The organism is Burkholderia sp. KBS0801 (genome assembly GCF_005937855.2).
Taxonomy (GTDB): domain Bacteria; phylum Pseudomonadota; class Gammaproteobacteria; order Burkholderiales; family Burkholderiaceae; genus Burkholderia; species Burkholderia ambifaria.
Genome location: NZ_CP042178.1, coordinates 2204459 through 2221047 on the forward strand (window position 1 = coordinate 2204459; position 16589 = coordinate 2221047).

General features: G+C 67.1%; 13 protein-coding genes. 5 read left to right on the plus strand and 8 right to left on the minus strand.

The genetic code is table 11. The annotated features are described in order from the left end of the window. Positions 1–90: 90 nt before the first annotated feature. The 4 genes from FFI87_RS26745 to FFI87_RS26760 all read left to right on the plus strand — a co-directional run bounded on the left by FFI87_RS26745 (position 91) and on the right by FFI87_RS26760 (position 4737). On the plus strand, positions 91–522 hold the full coding sequence (locus tag FFI87_RS26745; RefSeq protein ID WP_011660401.1) for a MarR family winged helix-turn-helix transcriptional regulator: 432 nt from the start codon (positions 91–93) through the stop codon (positions 520–522). 64 nt (positions 523–586) lie between these two features. Further along, positions 587–1678 carry an HlyD family secretion protein gene (locus FFI87_RS26750; RefSeq protein WP_138850114.1) on the plus strand — a complete coding sequence of 364 codons (1092 nt, stop codon included), beginning with the start codon at positions 587–589 and terminating at the stop codon, positions 1676–1678. Positions 1679–1691: 13 nt separating this feature from the next. Then, on the plus strand, positions 1692–3266 hold the full coding sequence (locus tag FFI87_RS26755; protein WP_012365507.1) for a DHA2 family efflux MFS transporter permease subunit: 1575 nt from the start codon (positions 1692–1694) through the stop codon (positions 3264–3266). A 16-nt stretch (positions 3267–3282) separates the two neighbouring features. Continuing rightward, entirely contained in the window at positions 3283–4737 is a 1455-nt protein-coding gene (locus FFI87_RS26760; protein WP_138850113.1) for an efflux transporter outer membrane subunit, read from the plus strand. A 64-nt stretch (positions 4738–4801) separates the two neighbouring features. Here FFI87_RS26760 and FFI87_RS26765 read toward each other — a convergent pair whose 3' ends face one another. Further along, positions 4802–5263 carry a TIGR02594 family protein gene (locus tag FFI87_RS26765; protein WP_261378587.1) on the minus strand — a complete coding sequence of 154 codons (462 nt, stop codon included), beginning with the start codon at positions 5261–5263 and terminating at the stop codon, positions 4802–4804. Between the two features lie 268 nt (positions 5264–5531). On the opposite strand from FFI87_RS26765, the gene FFI87_RS26770 reads away from it, so the two are divergent. Beyond that, positions 5532–6509 carry a hypothetical protein gene (locus FFI87_RS26770; protein WP_138850112.1) on the plus strand — a complete coding sequence of 326 codons (978 nt, stop codon included), beginning with the start codon at positions 5532–5534 and terminating at the stop codon, positions 6507–6509. Between the two features lie 100 nt (positions 6510–6609). Here FFI87_RS26770 and glmS read toward each other — a convergent pair whose 3' ends face one another. From glmS to FFI87_RS26805, 7 genes are all read right to left on the minus strand, one after another. After that, complete coding sequence (gene glmS / locus FFI87_RS26775; RefSeq protein WP_138850111.1) at positions 6610–8427, minus strand: glutamine--fructose-6-phosphate transaminase (isomerizing); 1818 nt, start codon at positions 8425–8427, stop codon at positions 6610–6612. A gap of 59 nt (positions 8428–8486) precedes the next feature. Further along, a complete protein-coding gene (locus FFI87_RS26780; RefSeq protein WP_138850110.1) occupies positions 8487–9575 on the minus strand; it encodes a hypothetical protein in 1089 nt (362 codons plus the stop codon). Positions 9576–9666: 91 nt separating this feature from the next. Beyond that, a complete protein-coding gene (locus FFI87_RS26785; RefSeq protein WP_138850109.1) occupies positions 9667–11826 on the minus strand; it encodes a polysaccharide deacetylase family protein in 2160 nt (719 codons plus the stop codon). 352 nt (positions 11827–12178) lie between these two features. Then, on the minus strand, positions 12179–12934 hold the full coding sequence (locus FFI87_RS26790) for a hypothetical protein (protein WP_138850108.1): 756 nt from the start codon (positions 12932–12934) through the stop codon (positions 12179–12181). Positions 12935–12948: 14 nt separating this feature from the next. Beyond that, positions 12949–13995 (minus strand): YaiO family outer membrane beta-barrel protein, encoded by a 1047-nt coding sequence (locus tag FFI87_RS26795; RefSeq protein WP_138850107.1) that lies wholly within the window; start codon positions 13993–13995, stop codon positions 12949–12951. 13 nt (positions 13996–14008) lie between these two features. Then, positions 14009–15004: a polymer-forming cytoskeletal protein gene (locus FFI87_RS26800; protein WP_138850106.1), complete on the minus strand. Its 996-nt coding sequence runs from the start codon at positions 15002–15004 to the stop codon at positions 14009–14011. Between the two features lie 3 nt (positions 15005–15007). Next, the gene (locus FFI87_RS26805) at positions 15008–16537 is read right to left on the minus strand and encodes a glycosyltransferase family 2 protein (RefSeq protein ID WP_138850105.1); all 1530 of its coding nucleotides are present in this window, start codon (positions 16535–16537) and stop codon (positions 15008–15010) included. Positions 16538–16589 lie beyond the last annotated feature (52 nt).

Below are 16589 nucleotides of genomic sequence, written 5' to 3' on the forward strand. Positions count from 1 at the left end.
CCGTCCGGCCGCCGATTGGTACAGCCACGACACCAATCTGATCCCGCGCCGCCGCTCGCTTCGAGCCGGCTCGCCACCTAATATGTGCACATGCACACGACCACCCTCACCGATGACGATTGCTTCGCGATCCGGCAGGCCGCGCGGCGAATCTCGCAGTTCTACGAGCGCTATCTGTCGCGGGCGGGCGTCACGCCGTCGCAGTACAGCATTCTCGCGCTGCTGCGGGAGCGCCCGGGCCTGACGATGGCGACGCTGTCGGCGGTGCTGGTGATCGAGCGCACGGCGCTCCTGCGCGCGCTCAAGCCGCTGATCGGCGCGGCGCTCGTGACGGGCCGGATGGAGCCGCGCTGCCGCCGCCAGACGTTCGCGCTGACCGAGCACGGCGAAGCCAGGATCGCCGACGCGCATGTGCACTGGCTCGCCGCGCAGCAAGCGTTCGAGCAGCGGTTCGGGTCGGCCCAGGCGGCCCGCCTCAGAGACGAATTGTTTCGGATCACGCACAACCTGCCGGAGCGCTAGCCTCTTTCCCGATCGATGCGATGTCATCGATCGTTTTGATAAGTGCATATACATAGGTGACTCGATGGAAACGACCCAAGCCGCTGCTTCCCGCGAAGCAGCCACAATCGATCCGCCCGCGAAGCAGCAGCGTCGCGTGCCATGGATGCGCATCGCCGTGGGCGCCGTGGTGGTCGTCGTGGCCGCGGCCGCGCTCGACTGGCTGTTCGTTCTGCGCTTCCAGGAAAGCACCGACGATGCGTATGTCGGCGGCGACGTCACCGTGCTCGCGCCGAAGGTGAACGGCTTCGTCGACAAGATCCTCGTGAGCGACAACCAGCGCGTGAAGGCCGGCGACGTGCTCGTGCAGCTCGATGCGCGCGACTACGATGCGAAGCTCGCGCAAGCCGATGCGGAAGTCGACAGCGCGCGCTCCGCGGTGACGGAACTCGAAGCGAAGCAGCAGCTGCAATACGCGGTGATCGGCCAGCACGCGGCGGACCGCAATGCGTCGTCGGCCGAGCTCACGCGGGCGTCGTCCGACCGCGTGCGCTACCGCGAGCTCGTCAAATCCGATGCGGTGTCGAACCAGATCGTCGAGCGCGCGGATGCCGACTATTCGAAGGCGGACGCGGCCGTCGCCCGCAGCGACGCCGCGCTGCTCGCGTCGAAGCGGCAGCTCGACGTGCTCGGCGCGCAGCTCGCCGATGCGCGGGCCCGCGTGAACACGGCGCTCGCCGCGCAACGCGTCGCCGCGCTGAACGTCGAGTACACGACGATCCGCTCGCCGGTCGACGGCTACGTCGGCAACCGTACGAGCCGCGTCGGGATGCTCGCGAATGTCGGCGTGCCGCTGCTCACGGTCGTGCCCGCGTCGGGGCTGTGGATCGACGCGAACTTCAAGGAAGACCAGTTGCGCAAGATGCGCGCGGGAGACCGCGTCGACGTCACGCTCGATGCGTCGAGCACGCGCCTGCACGGCCGCGTCGACAGCCTCGCGCCCGCGACCGGCGCGACCTTCAGCGTGCTGCCGCCCGAGAACGCGACCGGCAACTTCACGAAGATCGTCCAGCGCGTGCCGGTGCGCGTGCATCTCGATCCGCAGCCGGGCCTCGAGCACGTGCTGCGCCCCGGCCTGTCCGCGGCCGTGACGGTCCACACCGATCACGCGAACTGAACGGGAGCCGACCATGACCACCGCGTTTTCCGGCGACCCCGCGTCGCAACCGACGAAGCAGCGCGTCTTCGCGTTCGCGCTGATGTGCGTCGGCTTCTTCATGGCGACGCTCGACATCCAGATCGTCGCGTCGTCGCTGCGCGACATCGGCGGCGGCCTGTCCGCCAGCCAGGACGAGCTGTCGTGGGTGCAGACGGCCTACCTGATCGCCGAGATCATCGTGATCCCGATGTCGGGCTGGCTGTCGAAGGTGATGTCGACGCGCTGGCTGTTCGTCGCGTCGGCGGTCGGCTTCACGATCACGAGCATGCTGTGCGGGCTCGCGTGGGACATCAACTCGATGATCCTGTTCCGCGGGCTGCAGGGCGCGCTCGGCGCCGCGATGATCCCGACCGTGTTCACGACCGCGTTCGTGCTGTTCCCGGGCAGGCAGCGGCTGATCGCGTCGACGACGATCGGTGCGCTCGCGTCGCTCGCGCCGGCGATCGGGCCGGTGATCGGCGGCTGGATCACCGATCAATGGTCGTGGCACTGGCTGTTCTACCTGAACCTCGTGCCGGGCATCGCCGTGGCCGTGCTGGTACCGCGCTACGTACATATCGACGAACCCGACCCGAGCCTCCTCAAGCGCGGCGACTATCTCGGCATCGCGCTGATGTCGGGCTTCCTCGGCTGCCTCGAATACGTGCTGGAGGAAGGGCCGCGCAAGAACTGGTTCAGCGACGACGCGATCGTGATCTGCGCGTGGATCTCCGCCATCTGCGGCTTCCTGTTCATCGTGCACGCGCTGACCGCGGACGATCCGGTCGTCGACCTGCGCGCGCTCGCCGTGCGCAACTTCGGGATCGGCAGCCTGCTGTCGTTCGTGACGGGCATCGGCATCTTCGTGACGGTGTTCCTCACGCCGCTGTTCCTGTCGCAGGTGCGTGCGTTCAGTTCGCTGCAGATCGGCATCGCGCTGCTGTCGGTCGGCGCGTTCCAGCTGGTCGCGCTCTGCGCGTATGCGTTCGCCGCGCGCTACTTCAGCATGCGCGCGCTGCTCGTGTTCGGGCTCGTCTGCTTCGGCCTCGGCTGCTACCTGTACACGCCGATCACGCACGACTGGGGCTGGCGGGAACTGCTGCTGCCGCAGGCATTGCGAGGCATCGGCCAGCAGTTCAGCGTGCCGCCGATCGTGACGATGGCCTTGGGCTCGCTGCCGCAGTCGCGGCTGAAATCGGCGAGCGGCCTGTTCAACCTGATGCGCAACCTGGGCGGCGCGATCGGCATCGCGGTGAGCGCGACGATGCTCAACGACCGGCTGAACTTTCACTACCTGCGGCTGAACGAGCACGTGAGCGCCGGCGAGCCGCAGGTCGCGTCGCTGCTCGATCGCCAGGCCGCGTACTGGACCTCGGTGGCCGGCAACACGCTCGATACCGCCCAAGCCGGCCTCGCGAACCTGCATCGCCTGATCTATCGCGAAGCGCTGACGCTCACCTACGCGGATGCGTACTACGCGCTGTCGCTGTGCTTCATCGTCGCGCTGATCGCCGTCGCGTTTTCCCGTCCCATTACCCTGAACGCGCCGCCGCCGGACGCGCACTGAAGCCGAGGTCATCGCCATGAAAAAGCTACTCGTCGCGCTGGCCGTCAGCGCGTTCGCCGCCGGCTGCGCGGTGCAGCCCGCGCAGCACCCCGCGCTGCACGATTCCGTTCAATCGCTCGCGCCCGCCGCGTGGGACACCGACGTGCCGCGCGCGGACATCGACGCCGCCGCGTGGTGGGCGCGTTTCCACGATCCCGTGCTCGACCGGCTGATCGCGACCGTGCTCGACGGCAACCTCGATCTGCAGGCCGCCACCGAGCGCGTGAAGCAGGCGCAGGCGCTGACCGTGCAGAAGCGCGCGGCGCTGCTGCCCGAACTCGACGCGACCGCGCATGCGTCCGACGCGCGCCAGAACACGCCGCCGCCGCTCGGCTACGTGCGGCAGGCCGGCATCGGGCTCGCGCTGAGCTGGTCGCCGGACGTGTTCGGCGGCGAACGGCTCGACCTGCTCGCGGCGCAAGCCGGGCTGGTCGGACAACAGCATGCGGAAGATGCGATGCGGCTCGCGCTTGCGGCCGATGCGGCGTCCGCGTACATCGACCTGCGCTGGGCGCAGCAGGAACTGAAGATCCTGCAGGACAACGCGGCGATCCGTCAGCATGCGCTCGAGCTCACGCGCAAGCGCCAGGCGTTCGGGCTGTCGACGGAACTCGACGTCACGCGCGCGCAGAACCAGCTCGATGCGCTCGAGGCGCGGATTCCGCCGACGCAGGCGCAGATCGCGCATCAGCTCAACCTGATCGCCGTGTATTCGGGCCGCACGCCCGAGTCGGTCGACCGGCTCGTGCTCGCGCAGGCCGGCGCGATTCCCGCACCGCCGGCCGGGTCGCCCACCACGCTGCCGTCGCAGGCGCTGCTGCGACGGCCAGACGTGCTCACCGCTTACGCGCAGGTCGAACGGCGCGCGGCGCAGGTCGGTGTCGCGAAGGCCGAGCGGTATCCGAAGTTCTCGCTGAACCTGGCGGACGGGATTCTTGCCGCGTCGTACCTCGGCTTGCCGACGCTGACCGACAACCTGTTCAGCGCGGCGCTGAGCGCGACCAGCCCGATCTTCAACGCGGGGCGGATCACGGCCGACATCACGCAGAGCGAAAGCCGGATGCGCGAGTCGGAACTCGGTTTGCGGCAGACGATGCTGCAGGCGCTGCGGGAAGTGGAGGATGCGCGCGCAAACCTCGTCAGCAGCGATGAAGCGACACGGCGGCTCGATAGCGCGCTCGCGGCGTCGGACAAGGCGCTCGGGCTCGCGAATCAGCTCTACAAGGGCGGCGCGACGGATTTTCTGGACGTGCTGTCCGCGCAGGAGGTCTATCTGCGGGACTCGGATGCGCTCAATCAGGTGAGGCGCGAGCATGCGCTGGCCGCGGTCGCGTTGTATCGGTCGCTTGGCGGCGGGTGGAGCAGGAACGATGCGGCGGGCGGGACGGACACGCAAGCGGTGGCCGTCGCGGCTGCGGTCGCGAAGGACTGACCGCGGCCATCCGGCGACGCCTCTGTCGCCCGTGCATGCAGGGAGTGCCGTGCCGGCGGCGCGATCAGCCGGCGTCTGGCCACCGGTAGCCGATCACCTCGCTCAGCGGATACGCGAGCTCGCGCACCTCGTCCAGCTGATTGCCGCCGAACAGATGCACGTGCTCGTCGTCATGACGCAGATAGAACCCGACGTGGCCTTTCCAGCTCGTGGGATCGTCGCGCGTGAGGATCGCAATGCAGCCGTACACCGGGCGCGTCAGCGGCCGCCCCCACTCGAGCCACGAACGCGCGAGCGCCGACCCCGTGCCGCGGATGCCGGCATGCGTCATGCACCAGTTGACGAACGACGAGCACCACGAAATCTTGTCGTCGTAGCCGACGAGATTCGTGTGGCTGTTGTATTCGACGATGCGCGGATTGATGCTGCCGGGCGGGAAACGGCGGATGCCCAGCTCGGCCAGTGCGACGGACATCCATGGCGGATGACCGGATTGCGGATGGTCCTCGGGATTCGATCGGATCACGACGGTCTCGGGTTCGGTGGTCGGATGGAGAGTAAATGTTCGCACGAATGGGGGGCGTTGCGAGTGCACCGCTTCGTGAGCAGCCCGCGATATCCGACCGCCATCGTCACTCGATTTCCGATACAGGCGCGAACAATGGGCCCGATTATTTCGGCTTTCGCATTCGCGCGAATTCCGGATGCGGGATGCGAGCCATTCCGCGAGATCGACTAACATCTGATCATTCGTCGATCTCCAGAACACCTCCTCCGGAAAAGGGCCACGCGCCATGACCACCCGCTCAGACGGCACCCTGTCGTCCGGCATCGCCGACACGTCGAACCCATCAAGACAGGGCACCGGCGCAAACCCGCGCGTCATTACGCTACCGGCGCATCTTCGGCAGATTCCGTCGTGTGACGGGATTCCCGACCTGTTCAATACCTATCTGGTCAATATCGGCTTCCTGCTGTTTTTCGGCACGATGTTCGTCGGGCTGCTCACCGCGCCCTTCGGCGATGCGTCTTTCGCGCGAGGCGGCTTCATTGGATTCGTTTTGTGGCTCGCCATATTGGGCTGCCTCGCGTGGGCGGTGGTCGTCGTCATTCGGGCCATGAGGAATACCGGCGGCTGGTTTCATGTCGATGCAACCGGCTTCCGATATGGGATCGGCAAGCGCTCGAATGCGGCGGCCCTGCAGCAGGAACGTCACATCGAATGGCGCGATGTCGTACCCAGCCAGGACCTGCGCTGCGACGTCGAATACGACACGGCATCCCGAGTGGCCATGCGCCCGGCGAGTTTCCAGTTCTGGCGACGCGGTGCCAAGAGTGAACCGGCGACGCGATTCACGCTGCGCACGAGTCTCGTGGATTACGACGCCGACAGTGCCATTCGCTGCGTTCGCTTCAAGAATCATCACGAACTGGTTGTCGCGCTGCTGTGCGGCCTCGCGCATCAGGGGCTGCGTTTCAATCCGAGGACGTTCATCGCCGCGGGGATTCACCCTGAAACCTGGCAGCCGCTCGCAACAGCACGGCGCCCGGCGATGATCGCTTTTTCGATCATCGGCGCGCTCGGGCTTCTCGCCTTCTGGGCATGGGGGCGCATGTCGCTGCCCTTTTCGCTGGCGATCCTGATCGTTTCCTTCGCGTATTACCGGACCGAGGGCAGGTACGCTTTATCGCCGGATATCAAGCACTATCCGCGCGATCCGATCGTGTTCCGCGTCGACGACGAAGCTCCAGCCGACGACGAGAAATCGTAACGGACCGGGCGGGCCGTGCACGAATCGCGTCGGTTTTCCGGCTGCCATTCCGAGGCCGCTCCGCACCACACCGAAGCAGCCCCGTCGCGCCCCCTTCCCGTCACTCCACCGTCACCGATTTCGCGAGATTCCTCGGCTTGTCGATATCCGCGCCGCGCAGGCACGCCGCGTGATAGGCGAGCAACTGCAGCGGCACGACGTGCAGGATCGGCGACAGCAGCCCGTAGTAATCCGGCATCCTCAGCACCGACACGCCTTCGCCGTTGTCGATCCGCGTATCGGCATCGGCGAACACGTAAAGCTGCCCGCCGCGCGCCCGCACCTCCTGCATGTTCGACTTGAGCTTCTCGAGCAGCGCGTCGTTCGGCGCGATCGTCGCGACCGGCATCGCGTGCGTCACGAGCGCGAGCGGCCCGTGCTTCAGCTCGCCGGCCGGATACGCTTCCGCGTGGATATATGAAATCTCCTTGAGCTTCAGCGCCCCTTCGAGCGCGATCGGGTAATGCAGCCCGCGCCCCAGAAACAGCGCATTCTCGTGCCGCGAGAATTCCACCGCCCAGCGCTCGATCTGCGGCTCCAGCCCGAGCACGTCCTCGAGCGCGTCCGGCAATCGTCGCAGTTGCGTCGCATAGCGGGCGAGCTGCGCATCGTCGACATAGCCGCGCAGCCGGCCGAGCGTCACCGCGAGAATGAACAGCGCGACGAGCTGCGTCGTGAACGCCTTGGTCGACGCGACGCCGATTTCCGGGCCAGCGCGCGTCAGGAACCGCAGGCTGGTCTGACGCACCATCGCGCTGGTCGGCACGTTGCAGATCGCGAGCGTGTCGACATGACCGAGCGCCTGCGTGTACTTGAGCGCGGCAAGCGTGTCGGCCGTCTCGCCCGATTGCGACACGCTGACCACCAGCGTATTCGGCAGCGCGAGCGCGTCGCTGTAACGGTATTCGCTCGCGATCTCGACCTGTGCGGGCAGGCGCGCGATCGTCTCGAGCCAGCGGCGCGCAGTCAGGCCGGAATAGTAGCTCGTGCCGCACGCGAGAATCAGCACGTTGTCGATCTGCTCGAACGCCCGCGCGGCATCCGGGCCGAATGCCGCCGGATCGAACAGCCCCGCATCGGGAATGGTCGCGGCCACGGCCTGCGGTTGCTCGAAGATTTCCTTCTGCATGAAATGCCGGTACGGCCCGAGCTCGACCACGCCCTGCGTCGACGAGACGGTCTGGATCGGGCGATCGACCGGCGTGCCGCCGCGCTCGAGAATTCGCACGCCGCCCGGCGTCAGCTCGACGATGTCGCCTTCCTCGAGAAAGATGAAGCGGTCGGTGATGCCGGCGAGCGCGAGTGCATCGGACGCGAGAAAACATTCGTCGTCCTTCAGGCCGACGACGAGCGGCGAGCCGGCACGCGCGCCGATCAGCCGCTGCGGCTCGTGCTTGCTGAACACCGCGATCGCATATGCACCGTGCAGCTGCGACGTCGCATCGCGCACGGCGGCGAGCAGGTCGCCGCGATACTTGCTGTGGATCAGGTGAGCGACGACCTCGGTGTCGGTCTGGCCGTCGAATTCGTAGTGCTCGTCAGACAGTTGCCTGCGCAACGTTTCGTGATTCTCGATGATGCCGTTGTGCACGAGCGCGATTTCGTCGCGCGAGAAGATCGGATGTGCGTTGCAGGTGGCGGGCGCGCCGTGCGTCGCCCAGCGGGTGTGCGCGATGCCGGTGGTGCCGGACAGTCCGGCGCTGCGCACGTGCGCGTCGAGATCCGCGACGCGCGACACGCTGCGCTCGCGGCGCGCGTGGCCATCGACGACGGTCGCCACGCCGCATGAGTCGTAGCCTCGATATTCGAGGCGGCGCAAACCTTCGATCAGAATCGGAACGATGTTCCGTTGCGCGACCGCGCCGACGATGCCACACATGACACGTCTCCTTCCCTTTGTCCGTTCATGAACCGCGGGCCGAACCGTGCGCCGTTGTATCAGCGCGATCCGGTCACCGTGACCTCCGCCGTCGTGAACCCGCATTTGGCGGGCGCGAGCGGGTCGGTCATCCTGTTTTCGAATGCCAGGTACAGTGCCTCCTCCAGTACATTCCAGTGCGGGCCGTGACGGTACGGGCCCGAGCGGGCATACCAGCAGGCGACGGTGTTCCAGTCGTTCATCTTGTATGCGACCAGCGCGATCAGCCCCCACGGAAAATCGGAGCCGGCGAGTTGCATCCAGGTCTTGCCGTACTTCTGCATCCACTGTGCATAGATCCTGTCGTTAGACTGGTCCGGCACCTGGATGCCCGACAGGATCGGGAAAATCTGCGCGACCTTCGCCGGATAGAAGCTCGCGTCGCTGATCTTCTGCGTGCTCGCGCGAAAGCCGGATTGCGAGCCGCGCCAGAACACCTTCACGATCGCCGACGACAGCCGGTCGGCGCGCTGGCTCCACGGCGCCGCACGCGCGGAGTCGCCGCGGCGCGTGTAATACGCGGCGAACGCCTGGAACGCGCTGTGCACCTCGACGTTGTCCATCAGCAGCGCGACATGCAGCGACGAGGAGATCTGATAGACGCCGCTCGGCTTGTCGAGCAGCGCGTCGAGGTGGGCGCCCGCGCGGTTCAGGCTGAGTTCCCACGCGGCCGGCATCCCGTCGGGCGGGGCGAAGCGCGCGAGCAGCTCGATCCAGGTCGCCATCATCGCGTCGTCCGCGTCGGCTTCCGCGCACCGGTTCGTCATGCCGTCCTTCACGCAATAGCGGTCGAAGCCGCCGTCCGGGCGCTGGCGCGGCAACAGCCATGCAATCCACGCGAGCGCCGATTGACGGGCGTCCATCCGCGTATCGGCCGCGGCAAGCAGCGCCTTCGCCGCGAAATAAGGATCGATGCCGGCCCCGTTCAGGCGGACGGTGATCGCACCGTCCGGGCGTTGATACAGCCCGTTGAGCTGGAGTTCGGCGGCGCCCGCGTGCAGCACGGAGCAGCACGCGGCGACGCAGCAGGCAACGCGCCACGCATGGCACAGCCGGACGGTGGCCGCCACGCACGTGCGTGCGGCGGGGAAAAGCGCGGGCCAGTTCATGATGTGGGGCTCCTGCGCGGTAGTCCTGCGCATTCGTCGCCGAACGCGGCGTTGGCCGCGTCGCGTCCGGCGAACAGGTCGACGGTGTGACTCAGTGCAGCTTGACGCTGCTGAACTTGAGGCTCGTGCCGCTGGTCGCGGTCACGAGCCAGTACGTCGAGTCGGTGATGCCGATGGTGCCGATGCCTTGCGTGATGATCGGCGTCCCGAAGCTGGCCTTCGGCAGCAACCACGTCATGTTCGCGAGGCTCGTCGGGTGGCTGGCCGAGAAGGCCCAGCCGGTGCCCGTGTCGGTGGCCGACCACGTGACGTTCAGGCGTGCGCGGTCGAACACCGTGATGTCGGTCATCGTGTACCACCTGAACTGCCCGGTCAGCTTCAGCGTGTTGGCCTGCGAGAAGATCGCGGACAGCGTCGACGTGTAGGATGACGCGCCAAGCGGGTGCGCATAGATCAGCCGGCTCGTGCGGTTCGCGACGACGAAGTTCATCAGCGATGCGTACCAGTTGTTCACGTCGCTCGTCGGCACCGCAAACTGCTGGAACTCCTCGAACGTCGCGTACTTGCCGAACGGCATCACCGGATAAGCCCACAGGCCAGGGTTCAGCATCGCGCCGTTGCGATATGCGCGGGTCGGCGCCGAGCCGGTGTGGCCGGTGAAGTAGTACCCGTTGAAACCGTTGCTCTCGAGCCAGTTCACGGACCAGGTCGGCGTGTTGCCTTCCGGCGCCGCGTATTCGACGTCCGGCTGAGCGGTCACGGCCTGCACGGCCTGGTGGTTCATCACCAGGTACTGCGTGAACGTGCTCGCGTTCGTTTCGCTCGCATTCGCGCCCCAGTAGTCGTGGATCCAGCCGCCGTGACTGCCGACGCGATGCCCCTTGAGCAGGAAGTACTTGAGGAGATTCTGCGCGGACGGATTGTTGGCGAGATTGATGCCGCCTCCGTCGCCGAAGGCTGCTTCGTCGGGGCCGGCCGTCACCACGAGCGAGAACGGTCCGTTGTTCCACACACCGAGGCTCTTCAGGTAAAGCGCCGGCTGGATCTGGTCGCCCGCGCAGAAGTGCCAGTTGAACACGAGCCCGGCCTGAGCCTTCGGCAGCGGCGACAGCGACGGCAGGTTCAGCAGCTTCGTGCCGAAATAATGCAGGTAGCCGTGGATCAGCATCCCGTCGGTCTGGCCGTCGAGGTAGGCCAGCGGCAGGTTGACGAACAGCACGCCGCCGTTGCCGTAGGTGTTGTAGCCCGATACCAGCCCGAAGGTGGGCGAGGTCAGGATCGTGGTGCCGGTGTACGTGCCTTGCGTGACGAAGCTCGGATAGGTCAGGAAGCCATATACGTAGCCGGAGATCCCTTCGAGCGTGTCGGTGGTGGTTGCCAGCATGGATGCCAGCGTGTTGGCGGTCGTACCCGTCGCGGTGCTCAGCAGCGAGCCGGCGCTATACGAAGTGGTCTTCTTCAGCTTGCCGGTCACGGCGCCCGTGATCTTCGGGAGGGACTGGCTCAGCACGCCGCTGCCGGCGGGCGGCGTCGAATACTGAAACCACGCGCCGTGGTTGTAGTTCGCGAGGCCGCCCGGGTTCGACGGGCTTGCGGGCAGGAACAGCGCGCTGCCGGACGGGGACCCCGTCGATGCCGAAGTCGTCGACGTGCCGGAGCTGCTCGTCGACGCGAACGACGTAGCGGGCCCGGCGGTCGTGCCCGACGCGGTCGTCGTCCAGGCCATCGACTTGCCCGGAGGCACCTGCAGCGTGCGCAGCCAGCTGCTCATGCCGGTCACGGTGCCGAGGCCGATCATGTTGCCGCCGTATTGGTCATACAGCACGTAGTCGACGCCGGCCATGCTGCTGAAGCGCGATTTCGGGCTCACGTAGAAACCCGCCGAGTTCAGTACGCCGAAATCATAGACGAGCATCACCTTGCCGCCATTCAGCGCGTAGTTCTGGATTGCCGTCACGAGCGTGTCGGCGGCCGTCGTATGAATCTGGTCCGGCAGGATCAGGCCTGGATACTGCGACAGCGTCGAGCCGGCGGCCATGAACTGGCTGTCGGTCATCACCGTGATCTGCAACCCTTCTTCCTGCGCGGTATCGAGCCACGCGGACACGCGCGGATCCGGCAGTGTCAGCGTGTCTGGCACCAGTAGCAGCAGCTGGTTGGTGGCCGCCCGGACGACGCCCGGACTGAATGCGATCGCGAGCGCGAACAACGCAAACAGAATCCGCAAGAACTTGCCTGACTTTGCCAACATGGTGTGCTCCTCGCTCCAGGAATGAGTGGCGCGCGGCGGCAGCGCTGCGCGTGCCGTCAGGTCAACCAACCTTGCCCGGTAGATGTGTGGGGCTGCCCGGTTCGTCGAGCATCGAACGGCATCTGCCATCGGCAGCCGGACCGGTGAATCCGTCCCGGCGTGCCGCGCCGTCTTCTCCGTGGAAAACAAATCGATGCGACGGAGGAGAAGAAGCGAACAACGTGCCATTGGCGCCAGAGCCCCGGTCGCGCTCGCTTCGTGCGTCGGGCTCCCGACAGGCCGGCCGAAAACGCGGCCGAATCGTTTCATCGCTGATACGGCGGCGTTTGCGCGCGATCTCCGCGCGAACCATCTAAGGATTCGTCAGCGAGCCGGGCCAGCTCGCGCAGTAGGTGTAGAGCGTGACCAGCAGGCCGATCAGCAGCGGGCCGCCGAGCAGGAAATAGCAGAACGGCAGGAACAGCAGCGAGCCGTGATGGATGATGACCGCGTGCAGCAGCATCACGAACGGCAGCGCGAACACGAAATAGCCGACCACGAGCACCGATGCGACGATCTTTTGCAGCAGCGAGAAATCGAGCGGGTAGTAAAGCGCCGCCATCACCAGCGGAATCACCGCGATCGCCGCGCCGTGCAGCACGAACATGTCGCGCAGATGCAGCATCGGCACGTACGGAAACGCACCCGGCGCCAGCCAGAAATACGCGCAGATCAGCAGCTGCGTGAAGCTCGCGATACGTAACAGATATGCAACGGGCAACCAGTTTGCCCGCCGGAAAAACGACGCGCCGAAGCCGATCGCGCAAATTGCCGCGGTCACGGCAAGCTGCATTGCGCTCGGCATCCGCGCGGCAAGGTCGATCGACAGCAGCAGTACGCGCGGCGCATCGGGCGGGTAGCCGAGGGCAATCACGTGCAGCGCCGGGTCGAGCTCGTGCGCGCCCCATGCGACGACCGCGCGCCAGTAGCGCCACGCCATCGGCAGGCCGAGCCACAGCAACGCATAGAGCGTCGGTGTCAGCAGCACGATCGACGTCAGCCAGCGCTGCGGGTGCGGGTGGATCCGCAGCGAGCGGTCGACAGGAGGACGGACGGGATGCGTCTGCATGGCCCCCGTCCCCGCTACCAACGATAGAACACGCTCAGCTCGCCGCCGATCCGTGAATAGTAGGGGTTATGGTAGTAGTCGAATTCGAGTTGGGTACCCCACTTGCGCGTGAACCAGTAGCGCCACTTCGCGGAAAGCTCGTGACTGCGGAAATCCGCGATCTGCGAGCCGGAGCCGGTGATCTGATACGCCTCGCGGCCGAACCCGCCGCGCAGCACGATCACGCTCTTGCCGACTTCGCCGTAGGTGACGGCGCCGTAGTACTGGGGCGCCTTCACCGAACCCGGCGAATCGACCGTATAGTTCGCGCCCGCCTCGAAGATCCACTTCGGCAGCGCGTACCAGATCACGCCGGCGTGATACAGCTGATCCTTGTGGCCGCTGCGGTTGCGTGCGTAGCCGGCGCCCAGCGACACGATCAGCGACCGGTCGGGCAGCAACTTGCGGTTGATCGACAGATCGACGCGCGCGCTCGGCAGGATCGTCCCGGACGTGGTGCCGGCAAAGCCGATGCCGCCGAACCAGTTCGGTCCCATGTCCTGCACGTACGTCAGCGAGCCGAGCTGCGTGTTCTCGCCGAAACGGTGCAGTTGCGCCAGCTCGCCGAGTATCGTGCGGCCGCCGTCCTGATAGATGCCGCGCACATGCACGCCGTACCAGTCGCCATACCCGTGCGTCAGGTGCGCGCTGGACACGCCGAGCGACATCTCGGCATGCGATTCGCTCGGCGCCTGCACGTGCGCGATCACGGCGTCGGGCAACGGCGGCCTATTCGTATCCTCGGGTGTGAATTCGGCGAGCGACATGCCATCCGGCAAGCCTTCGGGCGTCACGCGCACGAACACGGGAGCGTCGAGCGTGCGCGGCACGATGACGGGCGAGGAGACGGGCCCGGCGACGGGTGCGGCAACCGCAACGTCGGGCGACTGCGCGGGTGGCGGCGCGCCGGCATCATCCGGCTGCGCCGCGAGCGCCGGCAGCGGGCCGACGGCGACGCCGTACAGCACCGCCAGGGCGGCGACCGGCGCGCGCGCGCCGCGACGACGGGAACGATCGGACATGAGAAGGCGCTCCTTAACGGGATGCGTGGAACCAGCCGCTGCGGCAGGCGACGAGGTCGCCGTGCACGCAGGCATGACCGATGACCGAGACGTCGCGTGCGCATGCGCTGACAGGATGGCCGGGGGCACCGATGCGCCCGCCGGTCAGGCGCAGCAGGCCGCCGGCGGACACGACCCCGTCGATGCAGCTGCCGCTCGCGAGCAGCACGTCGTCCCGCGCGAACACGGCGCCGTGCAGGAATGCGTGGCGTTCGAGCTCGACGCGATGCGCCTTGACGCTGCCGCGCAGCACGCAGCCGTCGCCGAGCACCAGCGTGCCGTCCACCACGAGGTTGCCCTGCACGACCGTGTGCGCGGGCAGACGCACATCGCAGGGCAGCAGGTAGCGGCCATGCACGTAGCGATACGGCAGCTTCGCGAAGTGGCGCGTCAGCGAGACCGCGCGGCGCGGCGTGCCGGCCGTATCGGCGGCCGGCAGCTCCGGCGCCTTGCCGAACACGATCGGCTCGCCGTACAGGCACACGAAGCCGCCCGCGCCGTGCAGGTACATCGTCCCGCCGACCACGACGCCACGCAGCACCGCGCTTTCGACGTCGATGTGCGACGCGTGCGCGAGCATGCCGATCGTCGCGCCCGCGTGAATGTCGATGCGCTGCTCGGCGAACGCATACGCGGCCCGCGCGCCGCCGTCGAGCGTGATCGCGCGATCCGCGTACAGCACGTCGTCGCAATGCTCGTGACGCAACACGCGAATCTCTTCGTCGTGCCGCACCAGCAGCCCCAGCGCGTGCCACGGCGGCGCGACGGACGGATCGGCCGGCGGCGCATCGTCGGCGTGCATGCGCAGCGCATCGTGCCAGCGCGCGGCGAGCAGCGCCTGGTCGACGAACGGTCCGTCGCCGATCGGCAGCGCCGCCACGTCGCTGCGCCGGATCAGTTCATGCAGCAACGGCAGGAACGGCAGGCTGAGCACCCCGGCCACCGGCACCATCACATTGAAGGTCGTCATCGTTCATCGCCCCGGTTTCAGTTGCCGGCGAAAGCGCTCGGTCTTGTCCCATTTCAGTTCGCGGCGCAACGCGGCGTCGAGCGCGAGCCCCCACAGCGCGGAGACCACCGCCGCGATCGTCACGCAAAAGCCGACCACGTTGACCGGTACGAGCCGCAGGCGGGTCGCGCGACCGTCGAGCCGGGCGGCGACGACGATCTCGAAGAACACGCCGAAATTGCCGAAGGTGCTGAAGCCGAACAGCGCGAACAGCGACACGAGCAGGCCGAGCGCCGTCGAGTTGACGCCGTTGAGCAGATAGAGCGTGATCGCGGTCGCCCATGCGATCGCGAGCAGCGCGGGCATCAGGAACACGCCGAGCAGCAGCGCGCCGTCGAGGCGGCAGCGCCGCGACAGCAGCGGATTGCGCAACACCGGGCCGATATAGCGCAGCAGCGTCTGGTTATGGCCCTTCGCCCAGCGCGTCAGTTGCCGCGCGCGCACCGCCCAGCGCTCGGGCACTTCCTCGTAGCATTCGGCGTGATTCAGGTAGACCGTGCGCCAGTCGCTCAACAACAGGCGATAGGTCATGTCGGTATCCTCGGCGAGCGTGTCGTCGCACCAGCCGCCGACCGCATCGAGTGCGCTCTTGCGGATCCCGCCGACGGTGCCGCCGTATTGCGGCACCAGGTTCAGGTTGTTGCGCGCTTGCTGGTTGACCTGGTAGCCGCCCGCGCGCTCGAGATCGAGCAGCCGTGCGAGCAGGTTGCTGTCGGCGTTCTGCGGCACGACGCGGCCCATCACCGCGCCGATTTCCGGATCGAAGAACGGCGCGACGAGTTCCTTCAGCAGCCCGGGGCGCGGCAGATAGTCGGCGTCGAACACCACCATGATGTCGCCGCGGATGAAACGCAGCGCGTCCTTCAGCGCGGCCGCCTTGCCCGGCTTGCCGCTCGCTCGGTGAAACGGCTTGATGAGATCGGGCGCCAGCGCCTGCACCTCGTCGATCAGCGCGCGCGTGTTGTCGGTCGAACGGTCGTTGACCGGAATGATCGTCAGCCGGTCGCGCGGATAGGTCGTTGCGAGCAACGCCATCAGGCAATCGACGACGACGGCCTCCTCGTTGTGCGCGGCGACGAACACCGTGAGCCGCGGCCATTCGCCGTGAGTAATCGTCTGATAAGGCGCGTGCTGCGGCTTGAACAGGCGGTCCAGACTGAACACGTAATGCCGTGCGGCATAGACGCAGGTCAGCAGCGTGAACAGCCACAGGTACGCGACGCACGGCATCAGCAGCGTGTCGGGATCGAACGTGATTGGCGCGTCGTCGGCCGGCGCCGTTTGGAGCAGCGCGTTCGCATCGGTCGACTCGCGCACCGCGAGCGGCGCGGCATCGCGCACGCTGCGCTCGGCCGCATCGGCCGCCGACATGCCGACGCGCACCGCTGCGGCCGCCGGCCGCGTGGCGGTGTCGCGCACGGCCAGCGAGCAGGCCAGCACGATCAACAGCAGAATGCCTTCGATGCAGAGCGACACCGACCGACGGTTCTTCATGTCCTGCCCCGTGCCGGCGACGGCGGCCGCCGAGCGTTGGAGCCCGGGCCGT